This is a genomic window from Nioella aestuarii, assembly GCF_050896395.1.
In the GTDB taxonomy this organism is placed as follows: domain Bacteria; phylum Pseudomonadota; class Alphaproteobacteria; order Rhodobacterales; family Rhodobacteraceae; genus Nioella; species Nioella aestuarii.
Map to the genome: position 1 here is coordinate 19,720 of NZ_JBPBBA010000014.1, position 16,365 is coordinate 36,084.

15 protein-coding genes are annotated in these 16,365 nt (G+C 61.9%); 11 read left to right on the forward strand and 4 right to left on the reverse strand.

Annotated elements, in window-relative coordinates; all coding sequences use genetic code 11:
• Window positions 1–42 precede the first annotated feature (42 nt).
• The gene (locus tag ACROHD_RS10020; RefSeq protein WP_432677593.1) at window positions 43–804 is read left to right on the forward strand and encodes a FadR/GntR family transcriptional regulator; all 762 of its coding nucleotides are present in this window, start codon (window positions 43–45) and stop codon (window positions 802–804) included.
• Between the two features lie 164 nt (window positions 805–968).
• On the opposite strand, the gene ACROHD_RS10025 is transcribed toward ACROHD_RS10020, so the two are convergent.
• Entirely contained in the window at window positions 969–1,634 is a 666-nt protein-coding gene (locus tag ACROHD_RS10025) for a DUF1028 domain-containing protein (protein ID WP_432677594.1), read from the reverse strand.
• Between the two features lie 92 nt (window positions 1,635–1,726).
• Between ACROHD_RS10025 and ACROHD_RS10030 the strand changes: the two genes are divergently transcribed.
• The 6 genes from ACROHD_RS10030 to ACROHD_RS10055 all read left to right on the forward strand — a co-directional run bounded on the left by ACROHD_RS10030 (window position 1,727) and on the right by ACROHD_RS10055 (window position 8,404).
• On the forward strand, window positions 1,727–3,301 hold the full coding sequence (locus ACROHD_RS10030; RefSeq protein ID WP_432677595.1) for an ABC transporter substrate-binding protein: 1,575 nt from the start codon (window positions 1,727–1,729) through the stop codon (window positions 3,299–3,301).
• A 114-nt stretch (window positions 3,302–3,415) separates the two neighbouring features.
• On the forward strand, window positions 3,416–4,363 hold the full coding sequence (locus tag ACROHD_RS10035; protein ID WP_432677596.1) for an ABC transporter permease: 948 nt from the start codon (window positions 3,416–3,418) through the stop codon (window positions 4,361–4,363).
• Complete coding sequence (locus ACROHD_RS10040) at window positions 4,363–6,243, forward strand: dipeptide/oligopeptide/nickel ABC transporter permease/ATP-binding protein (RefSeq protein WP_432677597.1); 1,881 nt, start codon at window positions 4,363–4,365, stop codon at window positions 6,241–6,243. Before ACROHD_RS10035 ends, ACROHD_RS10040 begins: the two co-directional genes overlap by 1 nt.
• Window positions 6,240–7,199: an ABC transporter ATP-binding protein gene (locus ACROHD_RS10045; RefSeq protein ID WP_432677598.1), complete on the forward strand. Its 960-nt coding sequence runs from the start codon at window positions 6,240–6,242 to the stop codon at window positions 7,197–7,199. The genes ACROHD_RS10040 and ACROHD_RS10045 overlap by 4 nt, the downstream gene beginning before the upstream one ends.
• A 236-nt stretch (window positions 7,200–7,435) precedes the next feature.
• Window positions 7,436–7,753 carry a DMT family transporter gene (locus ACROHD_RS10050; protein WP_432677599.1) on the forward strand — a complete coding sequence of 106 codons (318 nt, stop codon included), beginning with the start codon at window positions 7,436–7,438 and terminating at the stop codon, window positions 7,751–7,753.
• Between the two features lie 18 nt (window positions 7,754–7,771).
• Complete coding sequence (locus ACROHD_RS10055; protein WP_432677600.1) at window positions 7,772–8,404, forward strand: cysteine hydrolase family protein; 633 nt, start codon at window positions 7,772–7,774, stop codon at window positions 8,402–8,404.
• A 118-nt stretch (window positions 8,405–8,522) separates the two neighbouring features.
• Here ACROHD_RS10055 and ACROHD_RS10060 read toward each other — a convergent pair whose 3' ends face one another.
• The 3 genes from ACROHD_RS10060 to eutB form a co-directional block, all read right to left on the reverse strand.
• A complete protein-coding gene (locus tag ACROHD_RS10060) occupies window positions 8,523–9,893 on the reverse strand; it encodes an aspartate aminotransferase family protein (RefSeq protein ID WP_432677601.1) in 1,371 nt (456 codons plus the stop codon).
• A gap of 186 nt (window positions 9,894–10,079) precedes the next feature.
• Window positions 10,080–11,066 carry a cyclodeaminase gene (locus ACROHD_RS10065; protein ID WP_432677603.1) on the reverse strand — a complete coding sequence of 329 codons (987 nt, stop codon included), beginning with the start codon at window positions 11,064–11,066 and terminating at the stop codon, window positions 10,080–10,082.
• Window positions 11,056–12,060, reverse strand: coding sequence for a hydroxyectoine utilization dehydratase EutB (eutB, locus tag ACROHD_RS10070; RefSeq protein WP_432677604.1), 1,005 nt, complete (start codon window positions 12,058–12,060; stop codon window positions 11,056–11,058). The genes ACROHD_RS10065 and eutB overlap by 11 nt, the downstream gene beginning before the upstream one ends.
• Window positions 12,061–12,255: 195 nt before the next feature.
• On the opposite strand from eutB, the gene ACROHD_RS10075 reads away from it, so the two are divergent.
• The 4 genes from ACROHD_RS10075 (at window position 12,256) to ACROHD_RS10090 (ending at window position 16,318) form a co-directional block, all read left to right on the forward strand.
• Window positions 12,256–12,720, forward strand: a complete 465-nt coding sequence (locus ACROHD_RS10075) for a hypothetical protein (RefSeq protein ID WP_432677605.1) — start codon at window positions 12,256–12,258, stop codon at window positions 12,718–12,720.
• 126 nt (window positions 12,721–12,846) lie between these two features.
• On the forward strand, window positions 12,847–13,995 hold the full coding sequence (locus ACROHD_RS10080) for an acyl-CoA dehydrogenase family protein (protein WP_432677606.1): 1,149 nt from the start codon (window positions 12,847–12,849) through the stop codon (window positions 13,993–13,995).
• Between the two features lie 67 nt (window positions 13,996–14,062).
• Window positions 14,063–15,085 carry a GlxA family transcriptional regulator gene (locus ACROHD_RS10085; protein ID WP_432677607.1) on the forward strand — a complete coding sequence of 341 codons (1,023 nt, stop codon included), beginning with the start codon at window positions 14,063–14,065 and terminating at the stop codon, window positions 15,083–15,085.
• Between the two features lie 93 nt (window positions 15,086–15,178).
• The gene (locus ACROHD_RS10090; RefSeq protein ID WP_432677608.1) at window positions 15,179–16,318 is read left to right on the forward strand and encodes an aromatic ring-hydroxylating oxygenase subunit alpha; all 1,140 of its coding nucleotides are present in this window, start codon (window positions 15,179–15,181) and stop codon (window positions 16,316–16,318) included.
• Window positions 16,319–16,365 lie beyond the last annotated feature (47 nt).

Genomic DNA, 16,365 nt, shown 5'->3' on the forward strand with positions numbered 1-16,365 from the left:
CATACGTCTAGGTTCCTAATAATTATTCAGCGCCCGAGCCCGATGACCGACACGTCCCCCAAATCCGCCCTTCCCCGCCGATCCCGCCCCGTAAAGGTGGCCGATCAGATCAAGGATTGGGTCGTGGAACGCGACCTCAAACGGGGCGCGAAACTGCCGAATGAGGCAGAGATGATATCGCTCTTTGGCGTCTCAAAGGGCACCGTGCGCGAGGCGATGCGCATTCTGGAAGCACAGGGCCTGATCGTCACCCGCACCGGCCCCGGCGGTGGCAGCTTCGTGGGCGAGGTCAGCCTGGAACGCGCCAAATCGCTGCTCGCCAACTACTTCTACTTCCAGGACCTCTCTGTCTCGGACATCTACCAGATGCGCAAGGTGGTGGAGCCGGAACTGGCAGCATCCCTTGCGGGCACGCTCAGCCCCGATCAGATTGCCGAATTGCGTGGGCTGGTGCAGCAATATGACCGCCCGGCAGAATCGCCAGAGGAAGAACGCGACCAGCATATTGCCTCGCTCAGATTCCACGCGAAACTGGCGGAATACTCCCGCAATCCGCTGCTGGCCTTCATGGTGTCCTTCATGGCGCGGATCCTGACCGACCTGACGGTCTATCGCCGTCTTTATGAACCCCATAACGAAGAACTGCGCGCGAGGGGGCAACGACATCAGCTGGATCTGGTCGAGGCGCTGGAGGCAGGCGACGCAGCACGCGCCGAGGCGATCATGCGGTCACATATGCTGGGGGCCGAGGCGTTGATGCAGCGGCAGGAGGCGCAGGTCATGCGCCGGTTTATCGCGGAATAAGCGGTGAGGTCCGCGCCACAACGCGATTTCGAAATCGCGTTCTTGCGGCCGGTCCCCGGCCGTGCCCGAGCTTGAACCCGCAGCGCCACAGTCCGAACCCGACGGTCACGCGCCCATGCAGGGCGCGGGTGACGTGATTTCGAAATCGCGTTTTGCGCCCATCCTCACCGCGGTGCGCGAGACCGATCCGTCAGGACCGGCACCTCGTCCAGCCAATCGGCATAGGGCGGCGTGCGCGCGGCCTGAAGCAGCACCGCCAGATCCTCCAGTGGCTGATCGCTCCGGTCGATCCGCAGATCCAGCGGCGGTGCATCGGCATTCAGAACCAGCATCGCCGCTGACAACAGCCCGCGTGAATCGCCTCCGGCGGCCTCTGCCGCCCGCAGGCTTGCCAGCAGCCGCTCTGCCATGTCCTCGCCCTCACCCTCGCGATACCGCGCGATCAGAGCGTCCAGCACCGCCTCGGAACTCAGCATATTGCCCGCCACCGCCAGCCCGCTGAAACAGCGATGCGCGGCGGCAGGAATGCTCTTGCCGCCGGTAAAGCCCCCGGCCCGGCCTGCAACATCCAGCGTGATCACCTGCCGATGCCCGCGCCCCGCGTCTCCTTGTGTCACGGCGAAAACCGCGTCGCCCGCGCTTACCCCCTGCCCCATCAGGCGAATCGCCTCATCGCGCCAGAACACGCTTGGCGCCGTCCCTTGCGAGGCCGACAGCCCCCTCTCAATATCGCCGCGAATGACCCATCCGCCCACACACAGGCTGCCGGTGGCGGCCGCCGCAGCGTAAGTGCCTGTTTTCTGGTCATGGGCAAGAATCGAGAAGGTCATGCCGGGCTCCCGCTAATATTTCTCTTGAATTTATCATGATCATTTGCGTGAATGCAATTCATCATGATAAATTCCACAGGGAAGGATCTGCCATGAAACTGCTGACCATGACACGGCGCGCTATGCTCGCGGCCGTGGCGGCATCGGCGCTGGCCATAGGGGCCAATCCCGCCACCGCACAAACCCCGCCCGGCGTTTTGGTCGTTGGCCAGGTGGCCGAGCCGCAGGCGCTCGACCCCCATGCCGTGACCGCCGTGAACGATTTCCGCATTTTGATGAACATTTATGACGGGCTTGTGCGCTACGCGTCCGGCACTTTGGAAGTGGAGCCGTCGCTCGCCACCTCCTGGGAGATTTCCGAGGACGGCACCGTCTACACCTTCACCTTGCGTGAGGGGGTCAGCTTCCATGACGGCACTCCCTTCAACGCCGAGGCTGTGGTGTTCAACTTCGACCGGATGCTCGATGAAAACCACCCCTACCATGACACCGGCCCCTTCCCGCTGTCCTTCTTCTTCTCGGCCGTACAGGATGTCGAAGCGCTGGATGACATGACCGTTCAGTTCACCCTGAACGCACCCTACGCGCCCTTCCTGTCGAACCTTGCCTATCCCACCGGGCTGATCGTGTCGCCCGCCGCTGTGATGGCGCACGGGGCCGACTTTGGCCGCAACCCGTCCGGCACTGGTGCCTTCGTCTTCGAAGAATGGCGCGCAAACGAAGCCGTGGTCGTGACCGGCAACCCTGATTACTGGGGCGGAGCACCCGCGCTGGAGGCCGTGGTCTTCCGTCCGATCACCGACGCCAACACCCGCGTGGCTGAGATGCTGGCCGGTGGCATCGACATGATGGTCGAGGTTCCACCAGTGGCCCTGTCCGAATTCGGCGGTGACGGGTTCCAGATCGTCGAACAGGCTGGCCCCCATGTCTGGTTCCTGATCCTCAACGCGCTTGAAGGCCCGTTTGCAGATGTCCGCGTCCGTCAGGCCGCGAACTACGCGATCAACAAAGAGGCCATTGTGAATGACGTGCTGGAAGGCACCGCCGCCGTCGCGGCAGGCCCGACCCCGCCCGCCTTTGCCTGGGCCTATAACGATGAGCTGGAGCCCTACCCCTATGACCCCGACCGCGCCCGCGAATTGCTGGCCGAAGCCGGTGTCGAGAACCCCGAGATCACCTTCTACGTGACCGAGGGCGGTTCGGGCATGTTGGACCCCGTCGCCATGGGCACCGCTATTCAGGCGGACCTGGAGGCCGTCGGCTTTGACGTCACCATCGAAACCTATGAGTGGAACACCTTCCTTGGCCGCGTGAACCCGGGGCTTGAGGGTGAGGCCGACATGGCGGAGATGGCTTGGATGACGAACGACCCCGACACTCTGCCCTACCTGGCGCTGCGCACCGGTGCCTGGCCGGATCAAGGTGGCTTCAACTCGGGCTATTACTCCAACCCCGAAGTTGACGCCCTGCTGGAAGAGGCCCGCAGCTCCACCGATCAGGACCGTCGCGCGGAACTCTATCGCCAGATGCAGGTGATCGTTCAGGAAGACGCGCCCTGGGTCTTCGTGGCCAACTGGGTGCAGAACGCGGTGACATCGGATCGGGTCGAAAACTTTGCGCTCGAACCCTCTTTCTTCCTGCTTCTGCATGACGTCGTGAAGAACTGAGCCTAAGCTATGCGCCGCGGCGGGGGCTTCTTTTCCCCTCGCCGCGGCGCGTTTTTGTCTGCACGGCGGGGGTGCCCCCATTTTCGCCCCCGAGAGACCGGAGATTTTTTCGCCATGGGCCGCTACATCCTGCGCCGACTTCTCTCCGCGATCCCGGTGCTTATCGGCATCTCGATCGTGGTTTTCGTGATCATGGCGATGATCCCCGGCGACCCCGCCACCGCTATTCTGGGCAGCTACGCGACACCCGAAAACGTGGCAGAGCTGAACCGCGATCTGGGCCTCGATAAACCCTTGGTGCAGCGTTATTTCATCTGGGCGGGAAACCTGTTGCAGGGCGATCTGGGGCGGTCCTTCAACCTCAACCGTCCGGTTCTGGACGAGGTTCTGGAACGCTTCAACGCGACGTTGATCCTTGCCGGAACCTCCTTCATTCTGTGTTCATTCCTTGGGATCGCCGCTGGCGTGATCTCTGCCGCGCGTCAGTACGGATTTGCCGACAAGGCGATCACCTTCGCGGTTTTGTTAGGAATTTCAATTCCTTCCTTCTTCCTTGGCATGATGATGATCCTGATCTTCGCGGTGAACCTGCGGTGGTTCCCGGTCTCTGGCATGTGGCCCATCTACGGCACGCGGGACATCTGGGCGCTGATCGACCACCTGACCATGCCCGCGCTGGCGCTGGCGGTGGTGGCGACAGGCGTCATCGCGCGGTTGTCTCGGTCTGCCATGCTGGAAGTGCTGCGCCAGGATTTCATTCGAACCGCCCGCGCCAAGGGCGTGCATGAACGCGGTATAATCTGGCGTCACGCGCTGCGCGCCGCGATGGTCTCGATCATTCCCGTCCTCGGCATTCAGGCCGGGTTCGTGCTGTCCGGCGCGGTCTATATCGAACGCGTCTTCCAATGGCCCGGCATCGGCCAGATGCTGGTCGACGCGATCCTGCGCCGCGACATCCTGCTGGTGCAGGGCGGCGTGGTCTTCGTCGCCGCCTGCTACGTTCTGTTCAACATCATTGTCGACGTGGCCCAAAGCCTGCTGGACCCGAGGATCAAGACATGATGGCGTTCCTCAAACTTCTCGCCCGCAACCAGCTGGCGCTGGCGGGGCTCATTGTGATGGGGCTCGTGGTGCTGCTGGCGCTGATCACGCCCATTCTGCCGCTGGCAGATCCAGACGTGACCAACACGCCCGCCCGCTTCACCCCGCCCTTCTCCGAAGGCGCGATCCTGGGCACTGACCACCTGGGGCGTGACCTGCTGTCCCGCCTCATGTGGGGCACGCGGCTTTCCCTTGCCGTGGGCTTTGCCGCCGCTTTCATCGCCGCCACGATCGGGGCCGCGATCGGCATCATTTCGGGCTATTACGGCGGCCGCACGGACAACATCATCATGCGCTTTGTCGATGTGCTGATGGCCTTTCCCTATATCCTTCTGGCGCTAGCCATCGTGGCGGCCCTCGGCCCCGGCCTGATGAATGCGCTGATTGCGGTCGCCGCCGTCAACATCCCGTTTTTCGCCCGGAATATCAGGGGGATCACCGTTGGCATCGCCCATAAGGAATTTGTCGATGCGGCGCGGCTGGCGGGGCTGTCGGACACCAAGATCATCCTGACCGAGATCCTGCCCAATGTGCTGCCGGTGATCGTCATCGCCATGTCCACAACGGTTGGCTGGATGATCCTTGAAACCGCTGGCCTCAGCTTCCTCGGCCTCGGCTCGCAACCGCCACAAGCCGATCTGGGCTCGATGCTGGGAGAGGCCCGCTCCGCCCTTATCACCAACCCTCACACATCGCTTGTGCCTGGCGTGATGATCCTGATCATCGTCATGGCCATCAACCTTCTGGGTGACGGGGTGCGCGATGCGCTGGACCCGCGCCTGAAATCCGGTGCGCTCAGCCGCCCCTTGCCCGCCACGCTGGTGGACCGTGACCGGCAGCCCGGCGGCAGCGCCGACGCAACCGCGCTCCTGCAGCTTTCTCAACTGGAAACCCAGTTCCACATCGGCCCGCGCATCTACCGCGCCGTGGGCGGCGTTGATCTCGAAATCCAGCCGGGTGAATGCCTCGGTCTCATTGGCGAAAGCGGGTCCGGCAAATCCGTCACGGCGCTGTCCATCATGGGGCTTGTCGCCTCACCGCCCGGCAAGATCACCGGCGGGTCGGTCTATTATCGCGGGGAAGAGCTGGTCGGTGCGCCCTATGAGTTGTTGCGCAGCCTGCGCGGGCGCAAGGTGGCCTATATCTTCCAGGATCCGCTGGCGACGCTGCATCCTCTTTATACCGTGGGCGACCAGCTGATCGAGGCGTTGCGCGTGCATCGCCGTGTTCCCAAGGCCGAGGCCCGCGCCCATGCCATCGATCTGCTCAAATCCGTCCGCATTCCCAATGCCGAGAACCGGGTGGATAGCTACCCGCACGAGATGTCCGGCGGGATGCGCCAGCGGGTGGGCATCGCCATGGCGCTGGCCAATGACCCGGACGTGATCATCGCGGATGAGCCGACAACAGCGCTCGACGTGACCGTGCAGGCGCAGATCCTGACGCTTCTGGATGATCTGCGCCGCGACCGGGGCGTCGCGATCCTGTTCATCACCCATGATTTCGGCGTCGTTGCGCAGCTCTGTGACCGGGTGGCGGTGATGTATGCGGGACGGATCGTGGAACAGGGAACAACGGACGAAATCCTCGCCACGCCCGCCCACCCCTATACGCGCCGCCTGATGGCCTGCGTGCCGGAACTGGGCGGCGGGCGCAGGCGGTTGGAGGCCATTCTTGGACTGCCCCCCGTGGTGGACAAACTGCCTGCGGGCTGCGCCTTTGCCGACCGCTGCGACAAGGTCCGCGCGGCCTGCCGACAGGGAGAAATCACGCTGGACGAGGTGGGCGGCACCCGTTGGGTGCGCTGTATCGCCCCGGAAATCGAGGAGGCGACGGCATGACGACGGCGCTGAAACTGACCGACCTGAAAAAGGACTTCCCCGTCGGTAAGCAGCTCTTTGGCCCGCCACGCGCGATTGTCCATGCCGTGCAACCTGTGTCACTGGAGATCGCCAAAGGGGAAACCCTTGGCATCGTGGGCGAATCCGGCTGCGGCAAGTCCACTCTGGCGCGGATGCTGGTGGGGCTGTTGCCCGCCACCGAAGGCACGATCGAGATCGAGGGCGCGGCGCTGGACACCGCCGATCCCGCCGCCTTCGGCAAGAAGATCCAATACGTGTTTCAGGACCCGCAATCCTCTCTCAACCCGCGCAAGACGATCCGCCAGATCATGGAGGCGCCGCTGAAACATCTGCATGGTATGGCCGCAACCGATCGCGCTGCCCGGATCGCAGAAATCTTCGCCGCCGTGAACCTGCGCGAGGAATTCCTCGACCGCTACCCGCATGAATTCTCCGGCGGACAGGCGCAGCGGATCGGTATCGCGCGGGCGCTGGCCGCAGAGGCCCGCATCCTGATCCTCGATGAACCGGTGTCGGCGCTCGATGTATCCGTTCAGGCGCAGGTGCTGAACCTGCTGGCAGACCTGAAGGCGGAGTTCGGCCTGACCTACCTCTTCATCACCCATGACCTCGCCGTGGTAGAGGCGGTGAGCGACCGCATCGCGGTGCTCTACTTTGGTGCCCTGGTGGAGCTTGGCCCGGCGGACCGCATCTTCTCAGCCCCCCGGCATCCCTATACCAAACTGCTCGCGGAAAGCGCCCCAGTGGTGGGCCGCGACCTGAAAGCGCCCGAAGGCCGCGAAACCGAGCTCCCCGACCCGCTGAACCCACCCCCCGGCTGCGCCTTCGCCGCCCGCTGCCCCTTCGCCAGCGACCGCTGCCGCGCGGAGGTGCCAGTGCTGGAGGATCAGGGCGACGGCGTGTCGGTGGCCTGTTTCCATCCGTTGGAGGGGTAGGCCTCAGTTGACACTGAATTCGTTCACCCCCCCCGATCCAGAGTCGATTGCCGATATGAGGGACGGAGCTGCCGTTGGAAGTCAGCCTCTGAATGTCCGTTTTCAATTCCATCTTGGGGTCAGCTGACGGATTGACAATGATTGGTCCCACAATTACTGCACAGCTCACAGCCTGCCGGGACGACCCGGCCATGAACGGGTAATTGTCAGGACGACCTGCGATAGCAGAGGTCGAAATGGCTTGGGTTCTTCTTTTCATCGCGGGTGCCTTTGAAGTCGCTTGGGCAACAGGTCTCAAGAAGCTCGGCATTGGATTCAATTGGACACTTGGTGTCCTGACCCTCATCGCAATGATTGCAAGCATCGTCGCCCTCTATGCCGCGATGACCCGGCTCCCGCTTGGGATCGCCTATCCGATCTGGACCGGCATCGGCTCTGTCGGATCGGTGCTGGTTGGCGTGTTGGCCTTCAATCAAAACCTCAGCATGTCCGGAATTGCTGGTCTGACACTTCTGATTGCAGGGATGTTTCTGCTCGGTTCGGATGCGCACTAAGACGAAAGGACACGAAAAATGACGACAAAGACGAAAACAGCAAGAAACCTGATCGAAGGTCGGCCCGCGCTAATCGTGATCGACATTCAAAAAAGCACGTTCATCGACAGCAGCGAAGTGCGGTCCATCGACAACATGCCGGGTTACAAGGATCGCATGATTGCCGCGCGCGATCTGGTCGATGCGGCTCATAAGAACGATATACCCGTGATATTCATCCAAGAGGTCCATCGTTCCAATCTGATCGATTTCGGTCGAGAGCTGGATGGAGACGAGGACGTCCATTGCCTTGAGGGCGATCCGCGCACGGAAGTCGCCAAAGAGGAAATGGGATATCGCAAAGGCGACTACATCATCCCAAAACGGCGCTATTCGGCGTTCTTCGGAACTGACCTTGAAATCCTACTGCGCGGCCTCAAGGTCGACACGTTGCTCCTGTGCGGTGGCCTGACAGATGTTTGTGTTCACTACACATTCGTGGATGGGCACCAGTCCGACTACTTCTGCCGGGTCGCTGAGGATTGTGTAGGCGGTTCATCGGTGGAGGCACATGAGGCGGCGCTCAAAGCGATGGAGTACCTGCAAACGGGCGCGGTTCAGGACCGAACCACAATGATCGAAGCAATGTCATCACGCGAGTACACGAATTGATTTTGCTGGGCCTCAGTTCCGCTCAAAAGCTGAACCGGCCTTTCGCGGCATTGCAGCAAGCACGTAGGTTTGGGCTCGAAGCGGACGATGCCCGCCCCAAGCCCTTTGCCCATAGACCTCAACCCAGAATCGACGCCACCGCCTTCACGGTCTTGCCAACCACCTCGTTGGCCTCTTCCTTGGTCAGGCAGAAGGGCGGGGCGAAGCCGAGGATGTCACCCTGCGGCATGGCGCGGGCGATGACGCCTTGCTCCAACAGCGCCACCGCGATCCGGGGGCCGACCTTTTCGCTTGCGTCGAAGAAGCTGCGGTCGCCCTTGTCCTGCACGAATTCCACCGCACAGAGCATCCCCTCGCCTCGCACCTCGCCGACATGGGCGTGATCCGCCAGCGCCGCTGTCATCGTGGCCTTGAGATAGCCACCCACTTCGCCCGCGTTCTGCACGAGGTTCAACTCGTCGATCAGCTTGAGGTTCGCCACCCCCGCCGCCGCGCCGATTGGATGCGCCGAATAGGTCCAGCCGTGGCCGATGGGTCCGTTTTCATCGGTGCCCTGTTCCAGCACTTTCCAGACCTTGTCTGACACGATGGAGCCGGACAGGGGCGCATAGGCCGAGGTCAGCCCTTTTGCGATGGTGATGATGTCGGCCTCGATCCCGTAGTGATCCGATCCGAACATGGTGCCGAGGCGGCCAAAGCCGGTCACGACCTCGTCGGCAATGAGCAGGATGTCATGCTTCCTTAGCACCGCCTGAATGGCCGCCCAGTAGCCTGCGGGCGGGGGCACGATGCCCCCCGTTCCAAGTACGGGTTCCCCGATGAAGGCGGCGATGGTGTCCGCCCCCTCACGCTCGATCAGTGCCTCCAGTTCGGCTACGCAATGGGCGGTGAACTGCGCCTCGCTTTGCCCCAGATCGGCGCGGCGGAAGTAATAGGGCGCTTCGGTGTGGATCACCTGCGTCAGCGGCAGGTCGAACTTCTTGTGGAAAAGCTCCAACCCCGTAAGCGATCCGGTCATCAGGCCCGATCCGTGATAGCCGCGCCAGCGGCTGATGATCTTCTTCTTCTCGGGACGACCGAGGATGTTGTTCATATACCAGACCAGCTTGATATTGGTCTCGTTCGCGTCCGATCCGCCAAGGCCGAAATAGACCTTCGACATGTTCGACGGCGCGCGATCGAGGATCATCTTGGCCAGCGTGATGCTGGCCTCGGTGCCGTGGCCCACATAGGAGTGGTAATAGGCCAGTTCCTTCGCTTGCGCGGCGATGGCATCAGCGATGTCCTGGCGGCCATAGCCCACGTTCACGCAGTAAAGCCCGGCAAAGGCATCGAGCAGCCGGTTGCCGTCACGATCCTCGATATGGCAGCCCGATCCACCGGTCACGACGCGGTTGGGCAGGTTTCCACGGGCGAAGTCAGCCAGATGGGTGGAGGGGTGGAAGAAATTTTCTCGGTCCCACTGGTCCAGTTGGTCATTGCGCAGCATGGCTAATCTCTCGGTCTTGGCGGCGCGCCGCCTTGGGTCACAGGAATGGAGCCGGGATGCACGCTGTCCGGGCCTTGGGCCGGAAAGAGCTGGGCAAAAGGCTCCGCTCACCCCGGCAGCAGCGCGCAATGCCTTTATTGCCGTGGTCTGAGGAACCATAGCCAAAGCAGTGGCTTGTTTCCAGCCTTAGCTTGTGACGGTGGTCCCCGTGGATCCAAGCCGCGCGTAAACATGGCAGGCGATTGCCGTATCCTGCGCGCCGGTGCCGGTCAGGTCGCAGATAGTAATGTCATCGGCACTGCGCCGACCTGTGGCGCTGCCGTTTATGACCTGTCCCAGTTCGGCGGGCGTTCCCTTGGTCCACAGATCAAGCGCCAGCGCGGACTGCAGCTCTCCGCTCGTCTCGCATTGTGAAACGCTGTCACAGATATAGGCATCGGCCAAAGCAAGGGCACGCGGGTCGATCTCGCATTTCCCGGCCTGATCGGAGCCCATGGCTGTGATGTGCAGGCCGGGATGCAGCCATTCGGCTTTTATGACCGGGGCGCGGGCAGGAGTGGTTGTGACGACCAACTGACTTTCTGCAACCAGCCATTCGGGCGAGGATACCGCGTCCACTTCAATTCCCAGATCAAGGCGAAGGTCATCGGCACAAATGGCGGCCCTGGCGGCATCGCGCCCCCAGACCAGCAACCGCTTGAAGGGTCGCACCAGATGCGCCGCCTGCATCTGTAGCCGTGCTTGAACCCCGGTTCCGATAACGCCCGCGGTTTCGACATAGGGGGGCGCTAGGTGGCGGGCCGCAACGGCGCCCGCAGCGGCCGTGCGGATATCGGTCAGGTAGCCATTGTCGAGGAAGACCGCTTGCACCAGACCGGTCTTCGCCGACAGCAGGATCATCAGCCCGTTCAGGCTGGCAAGCCCGAGCTTGGGGTTGTCGAAGAAACCGGGGCTGACCTTGATGGCGAACCCGTCGAAACCGGGGATGTAGGCCGTCTTGACATCGACCTCTCCGTTCGCGTCGTGCAGATCCATGGACAGGATCGGCGGCATCACCACCCGCCCCGAGGCCAGAGCCTCAAAGGCCTTCTCGACCACGTCGATGGCAGTCATGTCCAGCTCCACCACTTGCCGCAACTGGGCTTCGGTCACGATGCGGATGTCATGCGTCATAAACTCTGCCTTTCAATATCCTGTCTCCGAGTGAAATGTCGCTGCCCGACATGATCCGGTGGAATTGCCCCATGTCCAGATTGCGGCCGGTTATGATGGTGCCCACCGGGCCTTCGGGTCGAACCTTGTCCGCCAGAACCGCCGCCAGCCCCACAACGCTGGCCCCTTCCGCGACCATGCGATCCTCGTAGAACAGAACCTGCATGGCATCGCGTATCTCTTCTTCTGTCACGAGTACAATTTCGTCGAGCTTTTCCCGGCAAAGAGGAAAGCTCAGCCGGTTCTGCAACCCGATCCCGCCCCCGAGCGAATCCGCAAGGCTTGGGACCTCTTCCACCTCTACCGGGTGGCCCGCCGCGATCGACGCCTGCATTGCCGCCCCCCGATCCATGGAGATGCCGATAACCCGGATATCAGGGTTCACCGCCTTCACAGCAACCGAAACGCCACCGGCCAGCCCGCCACCCGACAGCGGCACCAGAACCGTGTGCAGATCTGGTCGTGCCTCGATCATCTCCAACCCGATTGTGCCCTGGCCCGCGATCACCTTGGGGTCGTCGAAGGGCGAGATTTCAACCAGCCCCTCTGTCTCTACAAGCCGCAGGCTTTCGGCCAAAGCGTCGTCCTGAGATCGACCAACGATCTTCACCTCTGCCCCTAGCGCACGGATGCCTTCTACCTTCGCCTGCGGCACAAGTTCCGACATGCAGATTACCGCGCGAATGCCCCGGCGCGCCGCCGCATAGGCAACCCCACGTCCGTGATTGCCAGTGGAACAACAGGTCACGCCGGCCACCCCATCGGGTAAGGTCATGACCGCGTTCATCGCACCGCGCAGCTTAAAGGCGCCTATTGGTTGGCAGATTTCCAGTTTCATCAGGAAATCGTGGCCTGCCTGCGCGCTCATATAGGGTGACGGCACAAAGGGCGTGGCATCTGCCAGCCCGCAGACCACCTCGCGGGCGGCAAGAATATCGGGGAGGCCAAAATTCATATGCTCAACTTCATAGCTGTGAATTCGTTTACAAACACTGGAGACCATACTCTGGGTTCCTTCAGGCAAGAACCTATCCTTTCGAGTATTTTACGCTTGTACATGTCATCGGAACACTTACATATCCATCCCATGGCCTGTTGCCATGATTCCCCCCGTAACGGGGTGCATCTTCCCAGAAGGAAAACAGAATAAATGAAACTTGCACTGATCTCGGGCGCAGCTTTGCTGGCTGCCGCCTCTACCGCCATGGCCTGCCCGGACTATTCGCAGACTGGCGCCAGCTACGAGGTTAGCGGCGAACAGCTCTATGCAGGGCTCGATTTGTCCGTGGTCGCCGGCGGCGAGAACAATATCGCCAATTGCAGCGTGCCCGGTGTTTCCGGCGCCGGCTACTTCATCACCCCGCCGGACTTCAGCTTCTTCCTGACCGGCATGGCAGGGTACGATCTGGAGGTCTCCGTGCAGGGCGATTGCGATACCGCGCTTTTGGTCAACACGCCGTCAGCAACGTGGTTCTTCGACGATGACAGCGCCGGCGAGCTGCAGCCATACATGCTGCTCAATGGCGTGGGCGACGGACGTCTCGACGCCTGGGTCGGCACCTATAATGGCGAATATTGCAACGCCAATATCCACCTGGAAACCTGGCTGCCGTAAGCCTGCGACATGCGTTTCAAAGGGCGCTCCAGACGGGGCGCCCTTTTTCGTGCCGCTGCGTCCTTTCCCATGATCTCTTGCCAGAACATCGATCCTGCGCGAGCCTCTGCATCGGGAGGATTGACCATGACAAATGCCCTGTTTCTGGAACCCGAGCACGAGCTGCTGCGTGACCAGATCCGCCGCTTCGTGACCGAGGAGATTCAGCCACATGCGGATGCCTGGGAAGAGACAGGCATGGTTCCGCGAGAGGTTCTGACCCGAATGGGTAAGCTTGGGTTCTTCGGCATCCGCTACCCCGACCGCTATGGCGGGGCCGAAATGGACACCCGCGCCACAACGGTCTGGGCCGAAGAACTGGGGCGTTCCACCTTCTCTGGTGTCGCGATTACCGCGCTTGTGCATACCGATATGGCCTCGGTCCACCTGTTCAACGCAGGCAGCGACGCGCAGCGTGACCGCTGGATGCCCGGCATCGTTTCGGGTCAGACCATCACTGCCGTGGCCGTCACCGAACCCGGCGCAGGATCGGATGTGAAGGGCATCACCACACGAGCTACCCGTAAGGGTAATGACGCCTTCGTGCTGGACGGGGCCAAGACCTTCATCACCAATGGCGTTCATGCGGATATCTACTGCGTCGCGGCCAAGACCGACCCGAACGCCCGACCCTCACGCGGGGTAACAATGTTCCTCGTCGAAAAGGGCACTCCCGGATTCACAGTCGCCCGGCAGCTCGACAAACACGGCTGGCACAGCTCCGATACCGCTGAGCTGCATTTTGACGACTGCGTGATCCCGGCCGAAAACATATTGGGCGAGGAAGGCCGGGGCTTCTACGCGATCATGCAGAATTTCCAGAATGAACGCATCGTGATCGGCGCCATGGCCATGGGCGAGGCACAGGCCGCCCTTGACCTGACACTGGACTATGTGAAGACCCGGCAGGCCTTCGGTGCACCCCTGTGGGAGAAACAGGCGATCCGCCAACGCCTGGCAATGTTGCAGGCCGAGGTCACTGCGGCCCGCCACCTGATCTATGCAACTGCCATGCGCGATGCTCAGGGCGAAGATGTGGTCAAAGAGGTCTCGATGATCAAGGCGCTTTGCGGCAGCCTCGTGAACCGGGTCATGTATGACTGCCTGCAATTCCATGGCGGCACCGGCTTCATGCGCGGCACCGCAATTGAACGGATGACCCGCGACGCCCGCGTGCAGGCAATCGGCGGCGGCGCGACCGAGGTTATGCTTGAGGAGGTTGCCAAGCGCATGTGAGGCAAACCTTGCCAGATCCACGGCTCAACCCTACGTTTTTCGTCACGGACTTGACCAGGATCGCCATATGCCCCAGCAGGGATCAGCTCCATACCTCATCGCGGTGATCGTCACACCACGCTTCAACCTTGCTGCCACCACGGGCTTTCTCGATCCGCTCAGGGTGGCAAACTACCTGAACGGCAGCGCGCTGTTCCGGTGGTCGATCCATGCCGTCGATCCCGGCCCCGTCGAAGCAAGCAGTGGGCTCTCGCTTGCTGCCGCGCCGCTCAGCCAGATACCAGACCGGCCCGATCTTGTGATGATCTCCTCCAGCTGGACGCCGGAAGACTACGGCTCCGAACTGCTTCTGGCACGGCTTCGCAGATGGGCACGGATGGGCGCGATGTTGGGCGGGCTCGACACCGGGGCCTTCCTGCTTGCCAAGGCCGGGCTGCTCGAGGGGCAACGCGCGACAGTGCATTATGAGCATCTCGATGCCTTTATCGAACTGTTTCCAGATGTAGAGGCGACCGAGGAGCTCTTCGTCCTGGATCGCGCGCGGCTAACCTGTTGCGGCGGATCAGCAGCGACCGATCTCGCACTTCACCTGTTGCGCAGCCTGCATGGCGACGGGCTGGCCAATGCCGCTGCGCGCTATGTCTTTCACGAAAGCCTGCGGCCCGAAGGCACACTGCAATTCCCGCAAAGGGTCGAACCGCTTGGATCAACCGCCCCGTCTGCTTTGCGGCAGGCCATCCGGTTGATGGAGGCCAATCTCGAAACCCCGGTGGCGATACCAAAGATCTGCGCGGGCGTCGGTCTGTCTCAGCGTCAGTTGGAACGGCTCTTCAGCACCTATGTGCGCAAATCCCCACAGCTTTACTACCGTGACATCCGGCTCGACCGGGCGCGCGGCCTTGTCACCCAGACCGAGCTGCGCCTGTCAGAAATTGCGTATGCTTGCGGGTTCTCCAGCCCCATGCATTTCAGCCGTTCCTACCGTGAACGTTTTGGCCTGCCCCCCAGCAAGGACAGGGTACAGGGGCGCATCCCATTCGAGTTTCGCGCCTGGCCCATGCATCGCGGCGCGCCCGACGATGGCGAATAGGTGCAAGTCCACGGCGAATGCGCTGACGGCAAAAGCCAGACTCTGACCAGATACTCCTGGCAATTCAGTCCCGCCAGCGCAGGATTTGCAGCCATGACCGACCGCCCCAGCCCAAAGGAATTCTCCGCCATCCGGCGCGGCTATGACCCCAACCCGTCTCGTTCGCTCTCTCTGGCGGCAGAAGCCTATGTGGAACCTGGCTGGTACGAGATCGACCAGCAGGGCATTCTTGCAAAAAGCTGGCAATGGGTCTGCCACGTGGAAAAGCTGCGTGAACCGGGATCCTATGTCACGGTTGCGATTGCAGGCCATCCAATTGCCGTGGTGCGCGACAGTGAGGGTGTCTTGCGCGCCTTCTACAATGTCTGCAAACACCGCGCCCATGAGCTGCTGCGGGGCGAGGGACAGACCACCCGCATCATGTGCCCCTATCATGCGTGGGTGTACCGGCTGAACGGCCAACTCGCCCGCGCGCCTCATACTGAGACGCTGGAAGAGTTCAACGCAGGCGATATTTGCCTCGACCAGGTTCAGGTGGAAGAGTTCTGCGGCTTCGTCTTCGTCAATCTCGACCACACTGCCGCGCCTCTCGCGCAGCAGGCGGGTAATCTGCAAACTGAGATCCGTCATTGGGCACCGGACATTGAGCGCCTGACCTTCGGCCATCGCCTGACCTATGACATCCGGTCGAACTGGAAAAACGTCGTCGACAATTTCCTCGAATGCTACCACTGCCCAACGGCGCACAAGGATTTCTGTACGCTGGTGGATATGGACACCTATAAGGTGACAACACATGGCATCTATTCCAGCCATATGGCCGACGCGGGCAAGGATGCCAACAGCGCCTATGACGTGTCGAATGCCACAGTGCGCACGCACGCGGTCTGGTGGCTCTGGCCCACGACCTGCCTGATGCGCTACCCCGGCCGGTCCTCGATGATCGTGCTCAATATCATTCCGGTTGGGCCGGACCGCACGCTGGAAACCTATGACTTCTTCCTGGAAACCGCTGAAGCAACGGAGGCGGAGCTGGAAAGCATCCGCTATCTCGATGAAGTTCTGCAGGCCGAGGATATCGCCATCGTCGAAAGCGTGCAGCGGGGCATGATGACACCGGCCTTCCAACAGGGCCGGATCGTGAACGACCCCGAGGGATCGGGAAAATCAGAACATGCGGTGCATCACTTTCACGGGCTGGTGCTGGACGCCTACGCCAGGGCCGCGTCCTGACCCCTGCCCCGGCGCGTCGAGCGGAGCGTCGGGGTGGGTGGGTGGGC